Annotated in this window: 17 protein-coding genes; 9 read left to right on the forward strand and 8 right to left on the reverse strand. The window is 62.1% G+C overall.

Annotated features, from left to right (window positions below):
• Nucleotides 1–129: 129 nt before the first annotated feature.
• Complete coding sequence (gene ggt, locus N675_RS04170) at nucleotides 130–1,830, forward strand: gamma-glutamyltransferase (protein ID WP_051914121.1); 1,701 nt, start codon at nucleotides 130–132, stop codon at nucleotides 1,828–1,830.
• On the opposite strand, the gene N675_RS04175 is transcribed toward ggt, so the two are convergent.
• Genes N675_RS04175 through N675_RS04190 form a run of 4 tightly spaced genes read right to left on the reverse strand, consistent with a single transcriptional unit; the run spans nucleotide 1,827 to nucleotide 4,505 of the window.
• Nucleotides 1,827–2,807, reverse strand: coding sequence for an LLM class flavin-dependent oxidoreductase (locus tag N675_RS04175; protein WP_038038214.1), 981 nt, complete (start codon nucleotides 2,805–2,807; stop codon nucleotides 1,827–1,829). The two genes, ggt and N675_RS04175, sit on opposite strands and share 4 nt — an antisense overlap.
• On the reverse strand, nucleotides 2,804–3,244 hold the full coding sequence (locus N675_RS04180; RefSeq protein WP_081886848.1) for a Rid family hydrolase: 441 nt from the start codon (nucleotides 3,242–3,244) through the stop codon (nucleotides 2,804–2,806). Before N675_RS04180 ends, N675_RS04175 begins: the two co-directional genes overlap by 4 nt.
• A 14-nt stretch (nucleotides 3,245–3,258) precedes the next feature.
• Nucleotides 3,259–3,672 carry a DUF1634 domain-containing protein gene (locus tag N675_RS04185; RefSeq protein WP_038038215.1) on the reverse strand — a complete coding sequence of 138 codons (414 nt, stop codon included), beginning with the start codon at nucleotides 3,670–3,672 and terminating at the stop codon, nucleotides 3,259–3,261.
• Nucleotides 3,669–4,505 (reverse strand): sulfite exporter TauE/SafE family protein, encoded by an 837-nt coding sequence (locus N675_RS04190; protein WP_038038216.1) that lies wholly within the window; start codon nucleotides 4,503–4,505, stop codon nucleotides 3,669–3,671. Before N675_RS04190 ends, N675_RS04185 begins: the two co-directional genes overlap by 4 nt.
• Nucleotides 4,506–4,710: 205 nt before the next feature.
• On the opposite strand from N675_RS04190, the gene N675_RS04195 reads away from it, so the two are divergent.
• Nucleotides 4,711–5,418, forward strand: a complete 708-nt coding sequence (locus N675_RS04195; RefSeq protein ID WP_038038217.1) for a cupredoxin domain-containing protein — start codon at nucleotides 4,711–4,713, stop codon at nucleotides 5,416–5,418.
• A 70-nt stretch (nucleotides 5,419–5,488) separates the two neighbouring features.
• On the opposite strand, the gene N675_RS04200 is transcribed toward N675_RS04195, so the two are convergent.
• On the reverse strand, nucleotides 5,489–6,454 hold the full coding sequence (locus N675_RS04200; protein ID WP_051914123.1) for a polysaccharide deacetylase family protein: 966 nt from the start codon (nucleotides 6,452–6,454) through the stop codon (nucleotides 5,489–5,491).
• A gap of 122 nt (nucleotides 6,455–6,576) precedes the next feature.
• Between N675_RS04200 and N675_RS04205 the strand changes: the two genes are divergently transcribed.
• The 3 genes from N675_RS04205 to N675_RS04215 are packed head-to-tail and all read left to right on the forward strand — an operon-like array spanning nucleotide 6,577 to nucleotide 9,671.
• Nucleotides 6,577–7,581, forward strand: a complete 1,005-nt coding sequence (locus N675_RS04205) for a zinc-dependent alcohol dehydrogenase family protein (RefSeq protein WP_038039283.1) — start codon at nucleotides 6,577–6,579, stop codon at nucleotides 7,579–7,581.
• Between the two features lie 27 nt (nucleotides 7,582–7,608).
• On the forward strand, nucleotides 7,609–9,081 hold the full coding sequence (locus tag N675_RS04210; RefSeq protein WP_051914125.1) for a gluconokinase: 1,473 nt from the start codon (nucleotides 7,609–7,611) through the stop codon (nucleotides 9,079–9,081).
• A gap of 53 nt (nucleotides 9,082–9,134) precedes the next feature.
• Nucleotides 9,135–9,671, forward strand: a complete 537-nt coding sequence (locus tag N675_RS04215) for an MOSC domain-containing protein (protein WP_051914127.1) — start codon at nucleotides 9,135–9,137, stop codon at nucleotides 9,669–9,671.
• Here the strand turns inward: N675_RS04215 and N675_RS04220 are convergent.
• Entirely contained in the window at nucleotides 9,668–12,247 is a 2,580-nt protein-coding gene (locus tag N675_RS04220; protein ID WP_038038218.1) for a sensor domain-containing protein, read from the reverse strand. The two genes, N675_RS04215 and N675_RS04220, sit on opposite strands and share 4 nt — an antisense overlap.
• Nucleotides 12,248–12,424: 177 nt before the next feature.
• Between N675_RS04220 and N675_RS04225 the strand changes: the two genes are divergently transcribed.
• From N675_RS04225 to N675_RS04240, 4 genes are all read left to right on the forward strand, one after another.
• A complete protein-coding gene (locus tag N675_RS04225; protein WP_051914129.1) occupies nucleotides 12,425–12,787 on the forward strand; it encodes a hypothetical protein in 363 nt (120 codons plus the stop codon).
• Nucleotides 12,787–14,760: an ABC transporter ATP-binding protein gene (locus tag N675_RS04230; RefSeq protein WP_081886850.1), complete on the forward strand. Its 1,974-nt coding sequence runs from the start codon at nucleotides 12,787–12,789 to the stop codon at nucleotides 14,758–14,760. Before N675_RS04225 ends, N675_RS04230 begins: the two co-directional genes overlap by 1 nt.
• A 381-nt stretch (nucleotides 14,761–15,141) precedes the next feature.
• Complete coding sequence (gene glnA, locus N675_RS04235) at nucleotides 15,142–16,587, forward strand: type I glutamate--ammonia ligase (RefSeq protein WP_038038219.1); 1,446 nt, start codon at nucleotides 15,142–15,144, stop codon at nucleotides 16,585–16,587.
• A gap of 165 nt (nucleotides 16,588–16,752) precedes the next feature.
• Complete coding sequence (locus N675_RS04240; RefSeq protein ID WP_231577930.1) at nucleotides 16,753–18,126, forward strand: glutamine synthetase family protein; 1,374 nt, start codon at nucleotides 16,753–16,755, stop codon at nucleotides 18,124–18,126.
• A gap of 67 nt (nucleotides 18,127–18,193) precedes the next feature.
• On the opposite strand, the gene N675_RS04245 is transcribed toward N675_RS04240, so the two are convergent.
• Both N675_RS04245 and N675_RS04250 read right to left on the reverse strand, forming a co-directional pair.
• The gene (locus N675_RS04245) at nucleotides 18,194–19,000 is read right to left on the reverse strand and encodes an MIP/aquaporin family protein (protein WP_051914131.1); all 807 of its coding nucleotides are present in this window, start codon (nucleotides 18,998–19,000) and stop codon (nucleotides 18,194–18,196) included.
• A gap of 14 nt (nucleotides 19,001–19,014) precedes the next feature.
• Nucleotides 19,015–21,303, reverse strand: coding sequence for a glycoside hydrolase family 15 protein (locus N675_RS04250; protein WP_038038220.1), 2,289 nt, complete (start codon nucleotides 21,301–21,303; stop codon nucleotides 19,015–19,017).
• Nucleotide 21,304: the final 1 nt, after the last annotated feature.

Here is a 21,304-nt window from a genome sequence, read left to right on the forward strand (position 1 = left end):
GCTCACCCCGTACGCCTGTTCGTCTCACTTCCAAGCCTATCTATCGATCCCGCTTCTGTCAAGGTGCAGTGGCTTGTGCTGATGCGCCAGATGCGTTAGCCTGCCCGCAGGACAGGGAGGGAGTGGGTGATGCAGCGGAGTGACTGGATTCTCGACCGAAAAGAAGCCGTGAGCCGTTATGGGATGGTCGCCGCCAAGCACGAGTTAGCGGCTGAGGTCGGTGCGGCCGTCCTTGAGGCGGGCGGCAACGCCATCGATGCCGCGGTCGCGACAGCCTTCACGGTCGGCGTAGTTGAGCCGATGATGAGTGGCATCGGCGGCGGTGGTCTGATGCTCATCTTCCTGGCCGAGCAGCGAGCGGTTGTCGCGCTCGACTACGGGATGGTTGCCCCGCGTGCGGCACGGCCGGACATGTACCATCTCCTCGACGCGACGAGTCCGAGTCTTTTTGGCTGGCGTGCGGTTGTCGACGATGCCAATATCCATGGCCCCTTAGCTATCGCCGTGCCGGGCACGGTTGCTGGGCTGGCGACTGCCGCAGCGCGATACGGCACGATGCCGCTCCACGAACTGCTGCATCCAGCCATCCGCTATGCGCGTGAGGGCTTCCCGGTCAGCTGGCACACGAGCTTTGAGATCACCCAGGACCTCGAACTGCTCAATCGCTACCCCTCAACACGGGCTATTTTCACGAAGGATGGCCTTCCGTGGCCCGTCCTGACTGGGCTAACCCAGACGAAGCTGGTCCAAGCCGACCTTGCACGCTCGTTGGAAGCCATTGCCAAAGACGGCCCCGATGCCTTCTATCGCGGAGAGTTAGGCCAGGCGATTGTCGAAGGGCTGCGCAGCCTGGGCGCGATCATCTCGCTCGAGGACCTCGCCCACTATCGTGTCCGCATTTCAGAACCGCTCTGGGGCACCTATCGCGGCCACCGCGTCGCAGCCATGCCAGCGCCCTCGGGAGGGCCAACGCTGCTCGAATCGCTGCACCTGCTCGATTGCTTCGACCTTGCCACTTCCGGCCACAACACCGAGCGCACGCTCCACATTCTCATCGAATGCTTCCGTCAAGCCTTCGTCGACCGCTTTGCGTATCTGGCTGACCCAGCCTTTGCGGACGTTCCGGTTGCGGGACTCATCAACCCTGCGTATGCGCGCGCCCAAGCTGCCACGATCACGGAGCGCGCCCGGCGTGTCATTGAGCCTGGCGACCCCGAGCAACTCGGCGTGCGCGAGCGGTACGCCCGCTCGATGCCACACTACGCGAGCACCTCAACGACAACGCACCTCTCGGTCGTTGACCGGTGGGGCAATGCCGTCGCGTTGACCCAGACCCTGCTTTCTGCCTGGGGATCACGTGTTGTCGCTCCGGGAACGGGCATTTTGTTCAACAACGGCATGATGTGGTTCGATCCCGAACCAGGACGCGCCAATTCGATTGCGCCCGGGAAGCGCCCGCTGGCCAACATGTGCCCCACCATCGTCTTTCGCGATGACAGGCCATTCCTTGTCCTGGGGGCAATGGGTGGCCGCCGCATCCTCAACGCCCTTGCCCAGATCATCAGCAACGTCATCGACCATGGCCTTGGTATCCAAGCGGCGATCACCGCGCCACGGATCGACTGCAGCGTCGATCCGACGAACGTGAGCAGCCGTATCGATCCAGCAGTGATCGAGGGCCTGCGGGCTCGTGGCCATCGGCTCACGGTCGTGGTCGAGGATGTCGGCAACGTGCCGTTTGCCAGTCCGGCCGGCATCCTCGTCGACGCCGACGGCACGCTCCACGGTGGGGCAAACCCGTACTATCCAGCCATGGCGATCGGGCTTTAGTGCTGCGCAAAGTGGGGGAGGACTGTTCGGCCCAGTAATGTCACTGCCGCGACGGGATCAGGGCCGAGCGGCGGGCCGAAGCTGAGATGCCGAGCCCCAAGCGCAACCAGTTGCTCGAGCCGTGGGATCAGCTCCGGCGGCCGACCAACAAGCGCAAGGTCGAGGACAGCCGATGGCACAAGCCGCAACGCGCGCTCGCGGTCACCCGCAACGAGCGCGTGTTGAGCCGGGAGCAGATCCTCGGGCGTCAGGCCAACGCGCGCCAGGGTTGCAGCATCAAAGGCCGGTCCGTAGTAGGCGAATTTTTCGCGCAATGCTGCCTCCGCTGCCTTGCGGTCTTCCGCGACCGAGCACCAGACGCAGGCAGCCAGGTCAAGATCGTCGAGCGAGCGTCCAGCTCGCGCTGCACCTTCGGCTACCGTTGCTGCCACGTCAGCATAGCGTTCTGGCGGGAGGAGCAGCGGCAGCGCACCATCAGCGAGTTCGCCGGCGAGTTGCAGCATCCGGGGGCCAAACCCGCCAAGATAGATCGGTACTGGTCGTGCTGGGAAGCGAAGGCACGCTGCCGCATCCCACCCGGGAACCGGTTCCCCAGCGAGCACACGGCGAATCTGCGTGACTGCCCGCCGCACAGTGGCAAGCGGCTTCTCCTGGGGAATGCCCACCCATTGCAGGAACTCGGCGGCACCCGCGCCAAGCCCAAGCCGGAACCGGCCATTGCTCAGTTCATCCAACGTTGCCGCAACCATGGCAAGTTCGGCAGGATGGATCGTGTAGGGGTTGGCGATACCAATGCCAATTGCAATGCGCTGGGTTTGCGCAAGCATCGAGGGAATCAGCACCAGTGCACTCCGCCAGAAGAGATCGTGGCTCACCCAGAGTTGGTCAAAGCCAGCCGCTTCAACACAGCGGGCAAGCACTGGATACGACGTTCCCGGCGCGTCGTTGTTGACCCGAATGCTCCAGCGCAGTGTCATTGGGAATCGGTCGCCGTGGAAGGCAGTGGACGCACCACCGCGCCGCTACCCGCAATAGCGTCTGCTTCGATTTCGACGAGATAGGCATCACCAACGAGCGCCTTGACCGCGACGAGCGTGTTGGCTGGGCGTACAGCGCCAAAGGCCTCGGCAAGTGCGCGGCCGACGGCTTCCCAATCCGCCGCGTTCGTCACGTACACCCGAACCCGCACAACGTCGGCAAGCGAAGCGCCGAGGCTCTTGAGCGCTCGCTCAATCTTGGCCAGAATGTATCGTGTTTGGGCTTCCGGATCGTCGCCGCCGACGAGGCGCCCCGCTTCGTCTGTCGCCGTAGTACCCGAGACGTAGATGTGATCGCCAACGCGCACTGCGCGGGCGTACCCCACCTTCTCCTCCCAGATCGTCCCTGACCCAACCCAGAGCCGTTCCATCTCCATCCTCAAACTCCTGATCAGCGAATAAACAAGCTGACCGTCAGCACGATCAAGACAAAGAGCGTAATGGCGGTGAACTTCCAGTCACGATCAGCGAATGCAAAGTAGATGACTGAGGCGACCACACGGGCATACGGCGTCAGCATCAGCACTGAAAGGCCGAGCCAGATAACACCAATCGAGCGATCGTGATCGTTCACCACACGGCGGATACTCTGGGCGATAACGTCGAACAGGTTGGCCCCCGTAAATGGGAGATGAAACGTCAGCTGCCCGGTCGTAAGCCAGTGCCAGGCCAAGCCCAGGATCACCAATCCGGCGCTGATCAGCACGCCGATCGACAGCGCAGTGCCAATAACCACTTCAATATCGAAGCCGCCATGAGGAACGGCTTCCTCCATTCCTGCAGAGCGCGCTGGCTCAGCCTTCATACATACCCCCCGATTCCACGGATAATCATCTGGATGCCGATCAACAAGAAGACAAATAGGAAGAAGGTCCGCACCGTGCGGTTTGACAACCGGACCAACAGCCGCGTGGCGAGAAACGAGCCGCCAAGCACGCCAAGCACGGTCGGCCCAGCGAGTCCGCTGTCGATCAAGCCACTGGCCAAATAGACGCTCGTGCCAGCGAGCGCTGTCACGCCGATAATGAAATTGCTCGTGGTCGTCGAGACCTTTGGCGGCAGCCCCATCACGCGGTCCATCGCCAGCACCTTGACGGCTCCTGCGCCGATGCCGAGCAGGCCCGCGATCACACCGGCGCAAAACAGGATGAGCCCTCCCCATATCGCATTCGTCGCGTGATAGGGAATGCTGCGCCGCTCGGCGAGATCGTAGTATTCCCCTTTGAGCGCAAGCCAGCGCGAGATCCGATCAGGGGTTGCAGGATGATAACTGGTCCGCGGTTTCTGGAAGAAGCTCGTTGCCCAGGAAAAGAGCAAGACCAGTCCAAACGCAATAAAAAGCGGCCGCTTCGCCGCTGAAAGCGTAATGGTCGCACCGATGAGCGCGCCGATGATCGTAAACATCTCGAGGAACATGCCGATCCGAATGTTCGTGATACGGTCGCGGACATATGCGGCCGCTGACCCGCTTGAGGTTGCGATCACCGTTAAGGCGCTGAGGGCAATTGCGTGTTTGATGTCATAGCCAAACAGGGTGAGGACCGGCGTTAGCACCACGCCGCCTCCCAACCCGCTCATCGCGCCAATAAAGCCCGCCAAGATCGCGGCCAGCAGCGCGACCCCAAACGAGACGTGCACCTATCCCCCCTTTCGGCACTCATCCGTGACAAGCGTGCCGGGCGTATTATACCCCTGCCTTCTCGCTGTCCTGAACCTTCCGATCACCTATCTCGAACACGAGCTGAGGCATGGCCCCAATCCACGCGTGCGCCTCGCGCGTAGTGATAGCAGAGCGCTGGCGTTCACCAACCAGCATCAGCTACGTATCTGGAGGGGCATTGCAATGACACGCCTTCACCTGACGCTCGCGTTCACACTCGTTCTCCTCGTACTCGGCTCACCGATAGCTGCAGCCCCAGCCACCGCTCAGGGGGAAACCGTCAGTCTGACCCTGACAGAGTTTCGCATCACGCCAAATACCCTTAGCGTCCCGGCTGGTGTTCCAGTGACATTCGTTGTCCGCAACGCTGGGCAGGTGCAGCATAACCTCACGGTCGAGTTGGAAGCACAAGGGATTGAGCAGACACTCTTCGCAACCAACCTCGCCCCAGGTGAAACCCGTCAGGCAACGTATACATTCAGCGCCGCGGGCACATGGGAGATGTACTGCCCGGTCGACGGCCATCGGCAACTCGGCATGCAAGGGACCATTACCGTCACCGCTCAGGCAGCGACACCGACGGCAGCAACTGCTCCCTCGCCGACGGCAACGCCCGCCCCGACAGCATTACCAACGGCAACGCCATCGCCACGCGCAACGCCAACGCCCGCCCTAACGCCGACCTCCGCGCCAGCAGCGCCAGCGACGCCAACGCCGCGGCCGGCGCCAACGGCAACACGAGTTCCTGCGGTCACCCCAACGCCGATCCCACAAGTCATCCCGGCAACCGGCCACGGTGCAAGCCGGCCGTCCTGGCTCGCCGCTGTGCTCTTGATGCTTGGAATAGCTGGCATCGGATACGGACTCCGCGCGCGCCGTCGAGCCGAGTAGGGAATTCGTTTTCCCGCTCTCAGCCAGGCCCCACCGCTCGTGTTGAGTGAGGAGAGCATGCTCTCCTCACTCAACTTCCAAGGATGTCGGCAAAACCGGCAAGCGTGAGATCGCCTTGAATCCGCACCCGTGGCAGGACGAGCGGCGCATCCGTGGCCCGAGCCCATCCTGGCTTGGTCGTCACTGCAAGGGTAAAGCCAGCGCGTTGTACCGCTGACACAACCGTCTCGTTGAAACGGCCGGCAGGATAGGCGAAGGACTCGATCGGATGGCCGAGTTGGGTCTCGAGCGTTTGCTTGCAGTCAGCCACTTCATGCTCGAGGGCAGACGCATTCAATTGAGTCAGGTCAAGGTGATGCACCGTGTGCCCGCCAACCTCGACCAACCCTGAACGATCGAGTTCGCGGAGCATGTCCCAGGTCATGTATTGCGGGTTGCCGACAACGCCGGTAATGATGAAGATCGTTGCCTTAAAGCCATGCCGCTTCAGCACGGGCCAGGCAGCCGTGTAGAAGTCACGGTAGCCATCATCGAACGTCAAGACAATCGGCTTGGGAGGTAAGCCGATCTTCCCAGCGCGCACTTCCGCCAGCTCATGCAGCGTCAACGTGGTGTAGCCGTGCGCTGCCAACCAGTCCATCTGAGCGGCAAACGTTTCGGGATCGACTGAGAGCGCAGCTCCCAACGGATCATTGGCTGGCTTTGGGCGGATATAGTGATACATCAAGATCGGTACTGGCGCGGTCTGGCCATGTGGGGGCAAGGTCGGCGTCGGCGAGGGAGTACTGCGCGCTGGAGGCGGCGTTGGCCGCGTCAGGCCAGCAGCGCGGTCATCGGGCAATGTCACGGTCGCGAGGGGCGTTGGCGAAGGAGCAACCGGAATCGCCGTTGTAGCTGGTGTGGTGATACGCTCCTGGGCTTCGACCGCGCGCGGCGCAGGGTGCTGGAGCAACTGGTTCAGCACAAGCCGTCCCCCAACAACCACGCCGAAAAGAACGCCGAACAAGACCGCCGTCTGCACAAGCCAGCGTAGCATTGCCCTTCCCCCTTTGCCCCTCAAAGTGTAGAGGCAACGTCACTCCACCGTCGAGGACTGACGCGGTATAGTCTCCATGAAGACGGGCAGCGGGCGCAACGAAGGAGACCGCCATGCCAGTCATGCGTGCTATGGTGTTGGAAAGCCCGGGGCAACAACTGCATCTGCGTGAGCTGCCGATCCCGCAGCCTGGCCCGGGCGAAGTCCAAATTCGCGTCCATGCGTGCGGTGTTTGCCGCACCGACCTTCACATCGTCGATGGCGAACTGCCTCACCCGGCGCTTCCGCTTATTCCCGGGCACCAAATCGTCGGGACGGTCACGGCGCTTGGGCCTGGCGTTACCCGCTTTCGCGTTGGCGATCGTGTTGGCGTGCCGTGGCTTGGGAGCACCTGTGGAACCTGCCGGTACTGCCAGCGAGGGCAGGAAAACCTCTGCGATGCCGCCCAATTCACCGGATACACGCTCCCGGGCGGGTACACCGAATACACGGTTGCCGACGCCCGCTACTGTTTTCCACTTCCCGCTGGCTACCCCGACCTCCAGGCCGCGCCGCTGTTGTGCGCTGGGCTTATCGGCTACCGTGCCCTGCGGTTTGCCGGCGACGCGGAGCGTGTCGGCTTCTACGGCTTCGGAGCGTCGGCGCATATTCTGACGCAGCTTGCTGCCTGGCAGGGACGTCAGGTCTATGCGTTCACGCGCCCTGGCGATACCGCTGGCCAGCACTTTGCCCGTCAACTCGGGGCAGTCTGGGCAGGCGGCTCTGACGAACTCCCCCCAGTGCCACTTGATGCTGCTTTGATCTTCGCCCCGGTCGGCGCGCTGGTTCCACAAGCCCTCCGCGCCGTCGCCAAAGGCGGCATCGTCGTCTGTGCTGGCATTCATATGAGCGATATCCCTGGATTTCCCTATGCACTGCTCTGGGAAGAGCGCGTGGTTCGCTCTGTCGCCAACCTCACGCGCCAGGACGGCGAGGAGTTTCTGTCGCTCGCCCCGCGCGTGCCAATTCAGACGGTCGTCCAGCCATATCCGCTTGAAGCTGCGAACGAGGCCTTGGCTGACCTGCGCGCTGGCCATGTGCACGGCGCAGCAGTGCTCGTCATCGACGCCAAGCTCTACACGCCGTAAGCTGCGCCACACGCGGGAGGAAAGGCAGTGGAGCAGGTGCGCGCGCCGCTTGTCCTGAGTCTTGACCTGGGTACATCTTCGGCCCGTGCTGCGCTTTTCGACGGCACAGGCCAGCGCTGCACTGAGCCACGCCGCGTCCATTATGAACTACGAACGACACCCGACGGCGGCGCAGAACTTGACCCTACAGCGCTGGCTACTACGGTTGAAGGGCTCCTTGACGCGCTCCTCCAGGAAGTCAACCAGCCCATCGACGCCGTCGCGCTCTCAACATTCTGGCACAGCTTGCTTGGAACCGACGCGCAGGGGCAGCCGACAACGGCAGTGCTTACGTGGGCCGATACCCGCGCTGCGGCGGTCATCCCTCGGCTGCGAGATCGGCTCGATCCCGCTGCCCACCATGCCCGCACTGGTGCATTTCTCCATCCAAGCTATCCGGTTGCCCGGCTTGCCTGGCTCCGCGAAACCGCGCCGGACGTTTGGCGCCGCACCAGGCATTGGCTCGCCTTCCCTGATTGGCTGTTTCTTCGCTGGTTCGGCGAGCCGGTCAGTTCGATCTCGATGGCCTCTGGCAGTGGACTGTTCGCACACTCGCAGGCTGACTGGGATCAGCTTACGCTCGATGCGATCGACCTCTCCCGCGACCACCTTCCCATGATTGCCGATGAGGCGCTGACCAACCTGCGTGCAGCCTACCGCGCGCGTTGGCCAGCGCTGGCTGCAGCCCGCTGGTTTCCTGCCTGGGGAGATGGCGCCTGTAACAACGTGGGCAGCGGAGCAGTCGGCCTTGATCGGCTGAGTCTGATGATCGGCACATCCGGCGCAATGCGCTTACTCTGGCAAGCGCAGCCGTTCACGCCACCCGACGGCCTCTGGCTGTATCGCCTCGACCGCGATTGGATCCTCCTTGGCGGCGCGTTGAGTGAAGGCGGCGGCTTCATCGACTGGCTCTTCGAAACCTTCCAGCTGCCGGATCGACAAGCCGCTGATGCCGCCCTCGCCAACCACCAGGCCGACCAGCACGGCTTGCTCTGGCTGCCGTTTATCGCTGGTGAGCGCAGTCCCGGCTGGGCCGGCGCTGCCCGCGCGACACTCACCGGACTCCATCTCCAAACAAGACCGCTTGCGATCCTGCAGGCCGCCTTTGAAAGTGTTGCCTGCCGTTTTGCGCTCGTCGCGCGGGCGATCGCCGCGGCCGTCCCCGGCGAGCGGACGTTGATTGGCAGCGGTAACGGACTTGCTGCCTTTTCATCATGGCAAGCGATCCTCACGGATGCGATCGGATTGCCACTCGCCCTCGTGGACGACCCCGAGGCGTCGTTGCGCGGGGCAGCCCTGGTTGCACTCGCCCGACTCGGGGTTGCGAGCTTGCCAGCGCTTGCCCGCCCACTCGCCGACAGCTTGCCAACGCGATTGCCGAATCCCGATCGCCGTGCCTACTATGACGACCTCATCACGCGCCAGCAAGCGCTCTACGCTGTACTCGTCGACAAGCCATAAACCATCCTGTCAGAAGAATAGAATGAGCCGAATTGAGAGGAGCAGTCCGCGCGATGGAACAGCATGCGATTCCCAGCCCACGGGTTGGCCGCGTTGTCGGCGTCTGTTTGCGCCCAACGAGCGGCGTTCCAAAGTACCGACAAGAAGCCATTGTGATTGGGCCCGACGGTGTCGTTGGCGACTATCACGCTGGTCCGGTGAATCGGCATCGCAAGAAGGGACCTCCCGAGCCGAACCATCGCCAGCTGACCCTCGTTGCCCAAGAAGTGCTTGACGAACTCAATGCGCTTCTTGGCACCACACTCCACGCCGGTTCACTGGGCGAAAACATCACCGTCGAGGGGCTTGGCGACCTCAGCGACCTTGCGCCCGGCACACTCCTCCGCGTCGGCTCGGCAATTCTCGAAGTGACTGGGCAGAATCAACCCTGCAAGACGATCGCGGTCTACCACCCACACCTCGTCAAATTGATCAACGGGCGACGTGGCGTGACTGCCATCGTGCGGCAGCCAGGCATTGCACGACCGAATGATCAGGTCATGGTGCTTGGCCCGCTACCGGAAAGCCAAACTGGCGACGCGACCGCTTAAGGCGTTTCGCGCTTCCAGCGCTCGAGGAATTGCCGCAGCGCTTCGAGCGCGAGTGGCGGCGCAATCACGTACCCCTGGATGCGATCACAGTTGGCATCCTGCAACCAGGAGAACTGCTCTGGTGTTTCGACGCCTTCAGCCGTCATGCCCAGCCCGAGCGCCTCTCCCATCTGCAGGATTGCCCGGAGCAAGGCCGCACTCGACGGATCGTGCCCCAACCCAATGACGAGTTGACGGTCGATTTTGAGCCCGCTGACCGGCAACTCTTTGACGTAGCGAAGCGACGAGTGGCCAGCGCCGAAGTCGTCGACGACAACAGCAACGCCAAGTGCACGCAAGCGCTGCACCTGGCCAGCGGCCTTCTCTGCATCGAGCATCGCGCTTTCAGTAATCTCAAGCGTCAACCGTTCAGGCGGCAAGCCAGTCCGCGCAAGCGTGCTCGCGACTAACCGCGGCAGGGTTGGGTTCAAGAGGTCAAACGGGCTCAGGTTGACACTCACGCCAACATCGCGGAGGAGCGGATGCAGAGTAACCCAGTCAACGGCCTGGCGGCACGCCCGCTCGATCACCCACGCTGTCAGTTGACGGATCAAGCCCGTTGCCTCAGCGACCGTGATGAATTGCGGCGGCGGAATCAGCCCCAGTTCCGGGTGTGGCCAGCGCAACAGCGCTTCAAGCGTGACTGGCCGGCGTGTATGCACATCGATCACGGGCTGAAAGACAAGCTGTAACTGATCTGTCTCGATCGCCCGTCGCAAGTCTTGTTCAATCCGCTGGCGCGTCGCCGTCTCCTCACGCATGCCCGGGGTGAAACGGGTCATAATCAGCCCAGGCTGGCGTTTGACTTCGGCCAGCGCGATTTCCGCATCGCGCACGACTTCGGCCGGCGACTGTCCCGCTTCGGCAATTGCAAGGCCGGCCCGGAAACTGACGAAGAGCAACTTGCCTGCTACTTCGTACCACCCCTGGAGCGAAGTGGTCAACGACTGAGCCCACCGCTCAAGCATGACGGCGTTGCCAGAACCGGTGAAGCCAACGGCAAAGACGTCCCCGCCAAGCCGCCCAACACAGGCTTCGACGTCAAGCACCTCTTGCAGGCGTGCCCCAATCGCTGCCAGTGCACGGTCGCCAACCTCGTGGCCAAGGACGTGGTTAATGAGCGAGAACCGCTCGATATCAAGCACGAGGACACCGAACGGTTGCCCAGCCTCACGCGCCCGTGTAGCGAGGTGCTCGCATGCTGCAAGAAAGCCTGCGTGACTTGCCAGGCCTGTCACCGCGTCTTCGTAGGCCAACCGGCGGAGTTGCGTTTCCAACCGCCAGCGTTCGGTGACATCGCGCAGCGTTGCAATAACGCCGCGCACTTGTGGGTCATGCAGGCAGTTGAGGCCAAACACCTCGAGTTGCCGGACCTCACCCCCAGCGCGCCGCGCCGTGAATGTCAGCGAGCAGTGCAGCCCTGGATGGCGCAGCACGTGCACAAACCACCGGGTGAGAGGGGTATGATCGTCATCGCCTGCCAGGGCAACGATCGGTGCCCCAATGAGCGCGCTTGGTGGCTGGCCAGTCACTGCTTCCATTGCTGCCGACGCAAAGCGGATTACCCCATGGTCGTCGAGTACCAGAATGGCATCGGGCACGCCGGCAATCAGCGAGCGCAGCCAGGCATGTTGCTCAGTCTCACGCTGTTGTAGCCGCTCGCGGCCAAGCACCATGCCCAGCCCTTGGGCACCAATCGCCACCAGCGATTCGCTCTCCCCGTCGCTCGCACCCATCCCCCGCGTTGCGATGACCAGCACACCAGTGCCAAGCGTTGCCTCACGAACCGGCGCCAGGATCAACCCTGCCGCGCCGCTCGCGCGCTGGAGCGCTTCCAGCGCCAAACTGAGCGCAGTCGGGACGATGGCCGCTGTCGGATAGCTCAGCGGTTCACCAAGCCCAGCTAATGTTTCAGCAAGCCCCGGCTGGGCAGCCAGCTGCAACAGCGCCTCCCGCGCTGCTGCGATCGTTCCCCACGTCCAGCAGCGTGGCTCGGCCTCGCCTGCATCCCACCAGAAGAACGCCGCTCCAGTGCCGTTCACCACATGGCATAGCCCTGCCAGCGCCTCCTCAAGGCCAGATTGACTGCCAGCACGCTCAGCTGCGACCCACGCCAGGAGCCATCGCTGCAGCGCCAGCGCCCGTTGCAGCCGAGCTTGCAGGCGTGTCTGCTCACGCCGATCGAGCAACAGCCCAACCCAGCCGACAGGTTGACCAGCCTGATCGTGGAGGAGCGCGCCAGTTTCGTGGATCCAGGCAATCTGTCCATCACCGCAGACAAGCCGATACTCGCGTGATTCCACGTCAGGCGCACGAGCGTGCAGCGCCGCTTTGGCCCGGTCTTCGGCCAGGACCCGCGTGCTCCACCGCTCCCATTCGCCGAATCCGAACTGCTGCCGCGCTGCCTTGTTGAGCCAGCGCACATCAAAGTCTTCGCTCGTCGCGATCGAGCCTGGCAACGCCAGCACATCAAGCCACATCACAAGGTGATGGAGGAGCGGATGGGTTTCGTCTTTGGGAAGTCCGGACTGTGGCATTCGCCCTCCGCCTAGGCGCTCACCATACGGCGGCCTCATTCCCACCCCATACACCGTCAGCCGACGGCACGTCTTCATTGCTATGGTATCGGCACAATGCATCCAGTCCTCAATACCGTCACGGCAGTTGCCACCGGGAGTACCCTTAGTCCGAGAAAGACACGATCGGAGGTCCTCATGGCTTTCTACCTTGTGCGTGCTCGCCCAATCCCAGAGCGGCTGGCAGCCCTTCGCCAGCAACTCGACGCCCACGCCTTCCGTGAGCTTCGTCCATTTGGCCGCGCGCTCACGACCGCACTTGAACAGGCGCGACGTGATCCAGCGACCGGTTGGGCCCTGTGGGAGGAAGAAGACTACTGTACGCCGCCGTTGGCCATGGAACGGGCTGCGGTGCTCGATCAGTACTTCACCGATCTGACAGTCCAGCCGGTGCAGCGTGACGAAGGCTGGGCCGCAATCGCCCACCTGCCATCGCTCTGGCAGCACACGCCGCTCACGAGCGACGATGGTGCAGACGAAGGAGGCCGGACGCACCGGTGATGCTCCCGGATGCCCCGCGGCCCTGGCACGGCGGTTGGCGTCGTGCCGAGGACTCCCAGCCGTTGCGGCTCAACCGAACACTGCTCCGGCGCATTCTCCACTACGCCGCGCCCTATCGCTGGGCCTTACTCGGCACGCTGCTCACCATCGCCCTTGGCGCTGCGCTCGACACACTTCAGCCGCAGTTACTCCGCATGGTGATCGACCAGGCGCTGCCGCATGATACTGTGCCGGGCAATCCGCGTCTGCTTGCCTTCTTGAGCCTCGGCATCCTGGCCCTGCCGCTGGCCAGCGGGCTTGTCGGTGTCTGGCAGCGGCAACTCACCGCGTCGATTGGGGAAGGATTGATCGCTGACCTTCGCCGTGACCTCTATGCCCACCTGCTTCGACTCGGCTTCCGATTCTTCACCAGCGTGAAAACCGGCGAAACGATGGCGCGGATCACCACCGACGTTGTCGGCGCCCAACGCGCGATTACTGGCACGGCCGTCAGTGTCGTCACCAACGGCGTGCTGCTTGCCGCGACCCTTGCTGCCATGCTCGCGCTCGATTGGCGTCTAACTACGCTTGGGCTGCTTGTCCTGCCGATATTCATTTTGCCTTCCTGGCATGTTGGGCAACGTCTCCGCCAGCTTACCCGTCAGCAGCTTGAGGCCAATGCGCGGCTGCACGGCCAACTGACGGAGACGCTGAACATCAACGGCATCCTCCATGTCAAGCTGTTCGGCCGCCGCCAGGCTGAACAAGCCCGCTTTGTCAAGCATGTCCAAGAACTCCGCGACCTCGGAATCCGCCTCGCGGTCACTGGCCGCTGGCTGATGGTTGCCCTTGGCCTCGGTGCCGCAATCGGCAGCGCGCTCGTCTATGGTGTTGGTGGCCTGCTCGTGATTCATGGCCAGCTTACCACTGGCGCGCTTGTCGCGTTCGCGGTCTATCTGGCCCGGCTCTACGGTCCGGTCACGTCGCTGGCTAGCGCACGGGTCGACCTCGCTACGGCACTGGTGAGCTTCGAGCGTGTCTTTCAGGTGCTCGACACACCCGTTGAGATCGACGAAAAACCTGGAGCCATTGCCCTGGCTCGTCCTCGCGGAGCGATCACCTTCGACCACGTCTGGTTCTCCTACTTCGAGCTTCCCACTCACGCTGCACTCGGCTTTCACGCTGACGACGCTCCTCGTCCAGCTCCCGCCCCGACTCAGGGCCGCTACTGGGCGCTGGAAGACATTTCGTTTCAGGTTGAACCAGGCGAATTCGTCGCACTCGTTGGGCCAAGCGGCGCTGGCAAATCGACGATTACCTACTTGATCGCCCGGCTCTATGATCCAACTCGTGGCCGGATCCTGCTTGACGGCATTGATCTGCGCGATCTGACACTTGAAAGCCTTGCGCGGGCGATTGGCATGGTACCGCAAGAGCCCTATCTCTTCCATGACACGATTGCCGCTAACTTGCGCTTCGCCCGGCCAGACGCCACAGATGCCGAACTTGAAGCAGCCGCCCGCGCAGCCTTCATTCACGAGCGCATCCTTGAGCTACCACAGGGCTACGACACCATCGTGGGCGAACGAGGGTATCGGCTGTCTGGGGGAGAAAAGCAGCGCCTTGCCATTGCCCGGTTGATCCTTGCTGATCCCCCGGTGCTGGTTCTTGACGAGGCCACGTCGTCGCTTGACAGTGAATCCGAGCAGGCTGTTCAACAGGCGCTGGCGACCCTTATGCGTGGCCGCACAACCATCGTCATTGCCCACCGCCTCTCGACGATTCTGGCCGCCGATCGGATCCTGGTGCTCGACGGCGGGCGGCTGGTCGAGGTCGGCCACCACAACGAACTCCTGGCTCGCAACGGCCGCTACGCTCGGCTCTACCACACCCAATTCCGCCATCCGGCGAACGGGCAGGCAGAACATCGCCGCACCGGCAATGATGCGGTCGTGTCTACCGATGCTGGCCTGCTGACGGCTCCAGAGTCTTGACAACCAGACAAGGGTGAAGTAAACTAAGTACTGCGATCCTGATGGGTTGCCGGTTTCCGGCACAACGGTCAGCGCAGGCTGACCGGCCCTTGGCCCGCATGGGCCTTGTGTAAAGGTCGCGGCGTCCGGCGTTTGCCGGCTCCGCGGGCCGCTTACGCCGACGAGGGGCGTGCCGGACAGTAAGCGCCCGTCAGGATCGCGTTTTTTCTCGGCTGCTTCTCCTCTCTTTTCCTACCTCACCGCCAAGTTGTGCATAGTGCACAATCTCCGACGCTGCCCTTGAGGCACATTCCCATATGCTCCCACGTGGCGTCTGCGTATTGTCATCTGCTGGTGACGCGGCGCGGGCCGCTTCCACACGTGGACAACGGGAGGTGCAGCATGTACGGCCATTGCAAGACACCGGATGACGTCCTTCAGCTCATCACCGAGCACAACATCCAAATCGTCGATCTCCGCTTCACTGACTTGCCCGGCATGTGGCAGCATGCCTCGATCCCTGCTTCGCAGCTGACGGCGAAGTCGTTCGAACGAGGCATCGGCTTTGACGGCAGCAGCATTCGGGGATTCCAAGCGATTCAAGAAAGCGACATGCTCCTCATGCCCGATCCCACAACGGCCTTTATCGATCCATTCCTCAGTGTGCCCACCTTGGCGATCATTTGTAATGTCTATGACCCGGAAACACGCACACCCTATTCACGCGACCCGCGCTATGTCGCGCAAAAAGCAGAGCATTTCTTGAAGTCCTCAGGGATCGCCGATACGAGCTACTGGGGCCCAGAGGCGGAGTTCTTTATTTTCGACCACCTTGCATACAGTGTCCTTCCGCACTCGATGGGCTACGCCATTGACTCGCGCGAAGGGTATTGGAACACCGGCAAGAACGGCAGTGAACCAAACCTGGCATACAAGATTCGCCCCAAAGAGGGATACTTCCCCGCGCCGCCCTCTGATACCTTCCAAGATATTCGCAGCGAAGCGGTCCTCGTGCTCGAGCAGATCGGCATCCCGGTTGAAATGCACCATCACGAGGTCGCAACAGCCGGCCAAGGTGAGATTGACCTCGAGCGTGACACGCTGACCGCCATGGCTGATAAGGTGATGATCTACAAGTACGTCATCAAGAACATTGCACGCAAGCACGGCTGCGTTGCCACGTTCATGCCAAAGCCGCTCTTCGGCGACAACGGCAACGGCATGCACACCCACCAGAGCCTCTGGCGCGGCGGCAAGAACCTGTTCTATGGAGATGGCTACGCTGAACTCAGCGAGGACGCGCTCCACTACATCGCTGGTCTGCTGACGCACGCTGATGCGCTGCTCGGCCTGACCAGCCCCACGACGAACTCGTACAAGCGCCTCGTGCCACACTACGAAGCACCGGTTAACATTGCCTTCTCCAAGCGCAATCGCAGCGCGTGCATCCGCATTCCGATGTACACCACCGGCCCGGAAAATGCGGCCAGCAAGCGCATCGAGTTCCGACCACCCGACCCAAGCTGCAACCCCTATCTTGCCTTTGCTGCCATGCTCATGGCCGGGATTGACGGGATTCGGCGTGAACTCGATCCTTCACCCTTCGGGCCACTCGACATCAACACCTATGACCTGCCGCCGGACTTCTGCGGCCGTGTTAAGAGTGTTCCAGGCTCGCTTGAAGCCGTGCTTGACGCCCTCGAGCGCGACCATGAGTGGCTCCTCGAAGGCGACGTCTTTACCACTGATCTGATCACGACCTGGCTCAGCTATAAGCGGGAAAAGGAGCTCCAGGAGGTCAGTATCCGTCCCCATCCGTACGAGTTCTATCTCTACGCTGATATCTAGGCCCTTACCAGCACGTCGGTATCTATGGTGGAAGCGGGAGAGGAAAGGAGCGATGCACAAACTGAGGACATAAGGAGTACACTCATGGTGCATGACAAGCATCATGCGCAGGACAGGAATGGCTCATACCCGTGGATTGAATCGCTTTGGAAAAGGAGGACAAGGTTGGCGGTTGATACGCGTGTGATTGGTCGGCAGCTTCCAACGCCAACTGCTGACGAAGTGCTCAAGCGTGCTGAAGAAGCGCGGGTTGAGTTCGTTAGCCTGCAATTCACCGATATTCTTGGCATCGTCAAGAATGTCACCGTGCCGATTGATGTCTTTCCTCATATCATCGAGGAGGGGCAGTGGTTTGACGGCTCGTCGATCGAGGGCTTTGCGCGAATCGCCGAAAGCGATATGTACCTCATGCCCGACCTCTCGACTTTTGCCGTCATTCCCTGGAGCACCGGCGAGACGACGACCGCCCGTGTCATCTGCTGGGTCTACAACCCGAACGGCGAACTCTTCCCGGGCGATCCGCGTGTCGTCCTGCTGCGCCAGCTCGAGCGTGCTGCCAAGCTCGGTTATGTCTACAACACTGGCCCGGAGCTCGAGTTCTTCCTGTTTCGCAAGGAAGATGGCAAGATTTCCCCATTGCCACACGATCAGGGCAGCTACTTCGACCTGACGACTGACCTGGCCGATGAAGTGCGCAAGGACATGATCCGCGCCCTGCAGGCGTTTGGCATCAAGGTCGAGGCTGGGCACCACGAAGTCGCTGTCGGCCAGCACGAAATCGACTTTGAATATGCCGACGCGCTCACCACCGCGGACAATGCCATCACGTTCAAGTACACCCTCAAGGCCATCGCGCAGCAGCATGGCCTCCATGCCACCTTCATGCCCAAGCCAATCCAAGGGATCAACGGCTCGGGCATGCACACGCACCAGAGCCTGTCTTCACTAGAAACGGGTGAGAATGTCTTCGTCGACCAGAACGATCCCTACGGGCTCTCGGAAGTCGCCAAGCGCTTCATCGCTGGTCAGCTCTACCATGCACGCAGCATGTGCGCGGTGCTCGCCCCGCTCGTCAATTCCTACAAGCGGCTTGTCCCGGGGTATGAGGCGCCAGTGTACATTAGCTGGGCACGACAAAATCGCTCCGCTCTGATCCGGGTGCCAGCTGTCCGCGCCGGCCGCGTCCAAGCGACCCGCATCGAGCTGCGTTGTCCGGATCCCTCGGCCAACCCCTACCTGGCATACGCTGTCATGCTTGCTGCCGGGCTCGACGGCATCGAGCGCGAGCTGCCATTGCCTGAGCCAGTTGAGGAAAATGTCTATCACTTCACTGAAGAAGACTTGCGCCGCCGCAACGTCGGCGTCCTCCCAGCCACACTTGGCGAGGCGATGGAAGAGCTGGCCCGCGACGACGTCATTCGCGAGGCGCTCGGCGAGCACGCTTTTGAGCGACTCCTCGAAGCCCAGAAGCGTGACTGGGATGCCTATCGGCAGTATGTCACGCAGTGGGAGCTCGATCGCTACCTCGAGATCTACTAGCGCAGTCACGGCAGTGTCTTTGGGCCGGAGCGTCAAGGCACGCTCCGGCCTTGTGTTTCTTTTCTCCTTAGCTCTGCTCAACCACTCCCGGCCGGCGCAGGATGCCGTGCGGGTCATGATGGAAATGGGCCAGCTTGGCAACTTCGGTTTCAATCCCCGTACGCCGCACAAGCACAACGGCAATGGCCGCCCCGAGCAGCGGCCCAACCCAGTAGACCCAGTACGCTGTCCACACATCAGCAGCAACGGCTGAGCCAAGCGTCCGCGCTGGATTCGTGCTCGTTCCAGAAATCGGTGCTTCCAACGCGACCATGACGGCATAGAGCGGCGGCAGCATTAGCGGCGTCACTGGACGAAGTCTCCGATGATGGAGGAACAGCAAAATCCCACCGACGAGGCAGAAGGTCGTGGCTGCTTCACCGAGACAGGCTGCTCCCACTCCCTGAGGACCGGGAGTCGTTGCCCCGTACGCGATACTCGCCCCCATCGTTCCCCAGAGGCGAAGAACCAGTCCACCAATCGCTGCCCCGAGTAACTGCGCCACGACATACCCCGGCACGTATCGCCCGCGTATCGTTCCTGTCCACCAGAACGCGATGCTCACAACGGGATTAATGTGCGCACCGCTCGTCTTGCCGATCCAGGAAAACGCAATCGCTGCTCCGGTGGTGCCAAAGAGCATCCCCGTCAGGGCACGGCGCTCCCAGGGTGCCGGCAGCCAGTGCACGACTGGACTGTCAGCGCCGAAATCAAGGATGACCCACGAACAGCCAATGGCCACAAGGAGCGCAGTGCCCAGCAACTCGGCGAGAAAGAGCGGCCCTGGGAGACCGAGGAGTGACCATCCTGTGGTGGCGCCACTGCGCGCGTTCACTGCCGCGTTGCCCCTTATGTCATCGCGGTCGCGCGACGGACCTGGTAGTCGCGCCCTTCCCACCGGTTTTCGTCCGGGAAGAAGAACGTGAACTCGAGGCTCGCGTGCTCTCCGAGTTCGACCTCAACGCCGTGCAGCCCAAACGGCAGCGGTTGACTTGCTCGATCCGTGACATGCTGCCACCCATCGACGCCGACGTGTAGCTGGAATGGCCGCCGATCTTCAATCAGTAGCCGTTCGCCGTCACCGATGCTGTCCAGCGGCACGTCCCGTCGCCAATGCCGAACTCGCGGCTTTGGGGCAACACGATAGCGTTCGGCCACTGCAGCGAGTTGCTCAATCGGCTTGCCAGTCGAGAGCGCGAGGACCAACTTGACAAACTCGGCATGCGCCCAAAGCAACGGCATCGCGCTTCCCGTCGGCTTGCCGGGAAACAGTCCTTGATCCGGGATGGGGTCACTGTCCCACACCTGCTCAGGAATCAAGCCGCCCTTGCCAGCTCCACGGATCATCGCGAACAGATAAGGCAGCGGATCTTCGCCAGCCACCAGGGCATAGTGCCCTCGCTCTCCTGAAAGGAGCGGCCATGCTCGACCAATGCCCGTGCCATCAAATGGGCGGCCATCGGCATGCTCACCATAGCCATCGTCGTTGTAGCGGTGGTAGAAGGGTCCACTCGGAGTGTCAACCCGTAAGATGGCGTCAACCAGCCGGACCGTATCCCGAATGCGTGGGTCGTCCGGCGCCCGTAAGCCAAACCGGACCAGTGAGAGAAACTCCAGGCCGATGAGCTCAGCCGCTGGTAAGATCACGCCCTGCCGATTGTGCACATCGACTCGTCCTCGGAGACCAAGCGCTCCTGGCGGGCGAATCCGGACATAGTGTCCTCGGATTCCATGAGCACGGTCGAGCGGCGTGTCTTCAACATAGGTCCACTCTTCTATGCGTTGATTCCAATCATCGGCGAGGTCGAGGGCGTAGGCAGCTTCGTCGCCGTCGAGCAGGCCGAGGAGCGCGCTGGCCGCCAGGGCGGCGATCGTTGCGGCAAGTGTGAACGGGTTGATACCAGCATTCTCTTCCCAACGATCCTGGGGGCTGCATGGCCCCTCGCGCGCTAAAAACCCAACTGCTCGCCGTACCATCGCCTGCACTGTCTCGATCAGTCCACTGAGATGACCCAATTCGGCGAGTTTCGCCGCTAATAAGACAGGGAACGCTGTTTCATCCAGCTGGATACCTGTCCAATACGGCCGGCCATCAGGGTACACGTTCTGCGGCCAGTGGCCATCGGTGGCCTGGATTGCACTGAGGTATGCCAGCTGTCGCCGCGCGTCAGCGGGTAGGCCGAGCGCGAGGAAGGCCAAACCGGCTTCAACAGCATCGCGCGTCCAGACCAGATGATAGCCGCCGGGATCGTCACGTGAATTCCCCCAGGGGATGGAGAGGCTCGCGACCATCGCCCCAGGGTATGTGCGATCCTCATGCGCCTTCAGCACGAGGAGCGAGCGCTTGACCATGTCTAACACGTCTGGTTGGGCTGACGGCAACTGGATACCTCTCGTGAACCGCCGCCATTCCTGGAGCACTTGGCTACGCGCACGGTCGATCCCGTCAGCGAGGCTACTACGGGCTAACGTCACCGCGCCATCCGGCGTGGTTGCAAAGGCAAGCGCGAGTACTCCCTCGGGTTCAGCGAGTTCGCCCATCAATGCGACGTTGCCATCCTCCGCGCGGTCAAACGTCCACGTCATCCGCCCATTGTGGGCCATGTCCTGCCAGCCATCGGAAAATCCGACGTACCCAGCGCTTCCCCGCAGAAATCGACCGACCAGGGCAACGGCACTCTGGCCTTTCTGCGCCAGCAGCGCCTCACCGGCAACCCACGCCGTGTTGCCCCAGCCTGAACCACCCAGATGAGGTGCCAAGAGTGGATAGAGCCGCATGCCGTCGCCTTCGAGGCGATAGGCAATGAGCAACACGTCACGGTCTGGGTCTGGAACAACGCGGAGCGTCAGCCGATACCGTTCATGCTCATGGATAATCACCGGTAGTGGCGTCGCTGGATTGGGGGTTGTGAGGGTGTAGCGGTTGACGCGTTTGACTTCAGCCCAGAAACCGTCCCCAGCCACCAGGAAGCCCAGATCGCGAATTTGCGGTTCGCCCGTTGCTGGCCAGAAGACTTCGTTGATGATTCCATGGCTTATCGTGAACCAGAGCCGACTGGTGCTGAGGGCCGTCCCAATGAGATCTTTATCGCTTGACGACCACGTCGGCGCGATGCCTGGTTTGCCAAATGCTTCCATC

The sequence above is a fragment of the Thermorudis peleae genome (assembly GCF_000744775.1).
GTDB classification, from domain to species: Bacteria; Chloroflexota; Chloroflexia; order Thermomicrobiales; family Thermomicrobiaceae; genus Thermorudis; species Thermorudis peleae.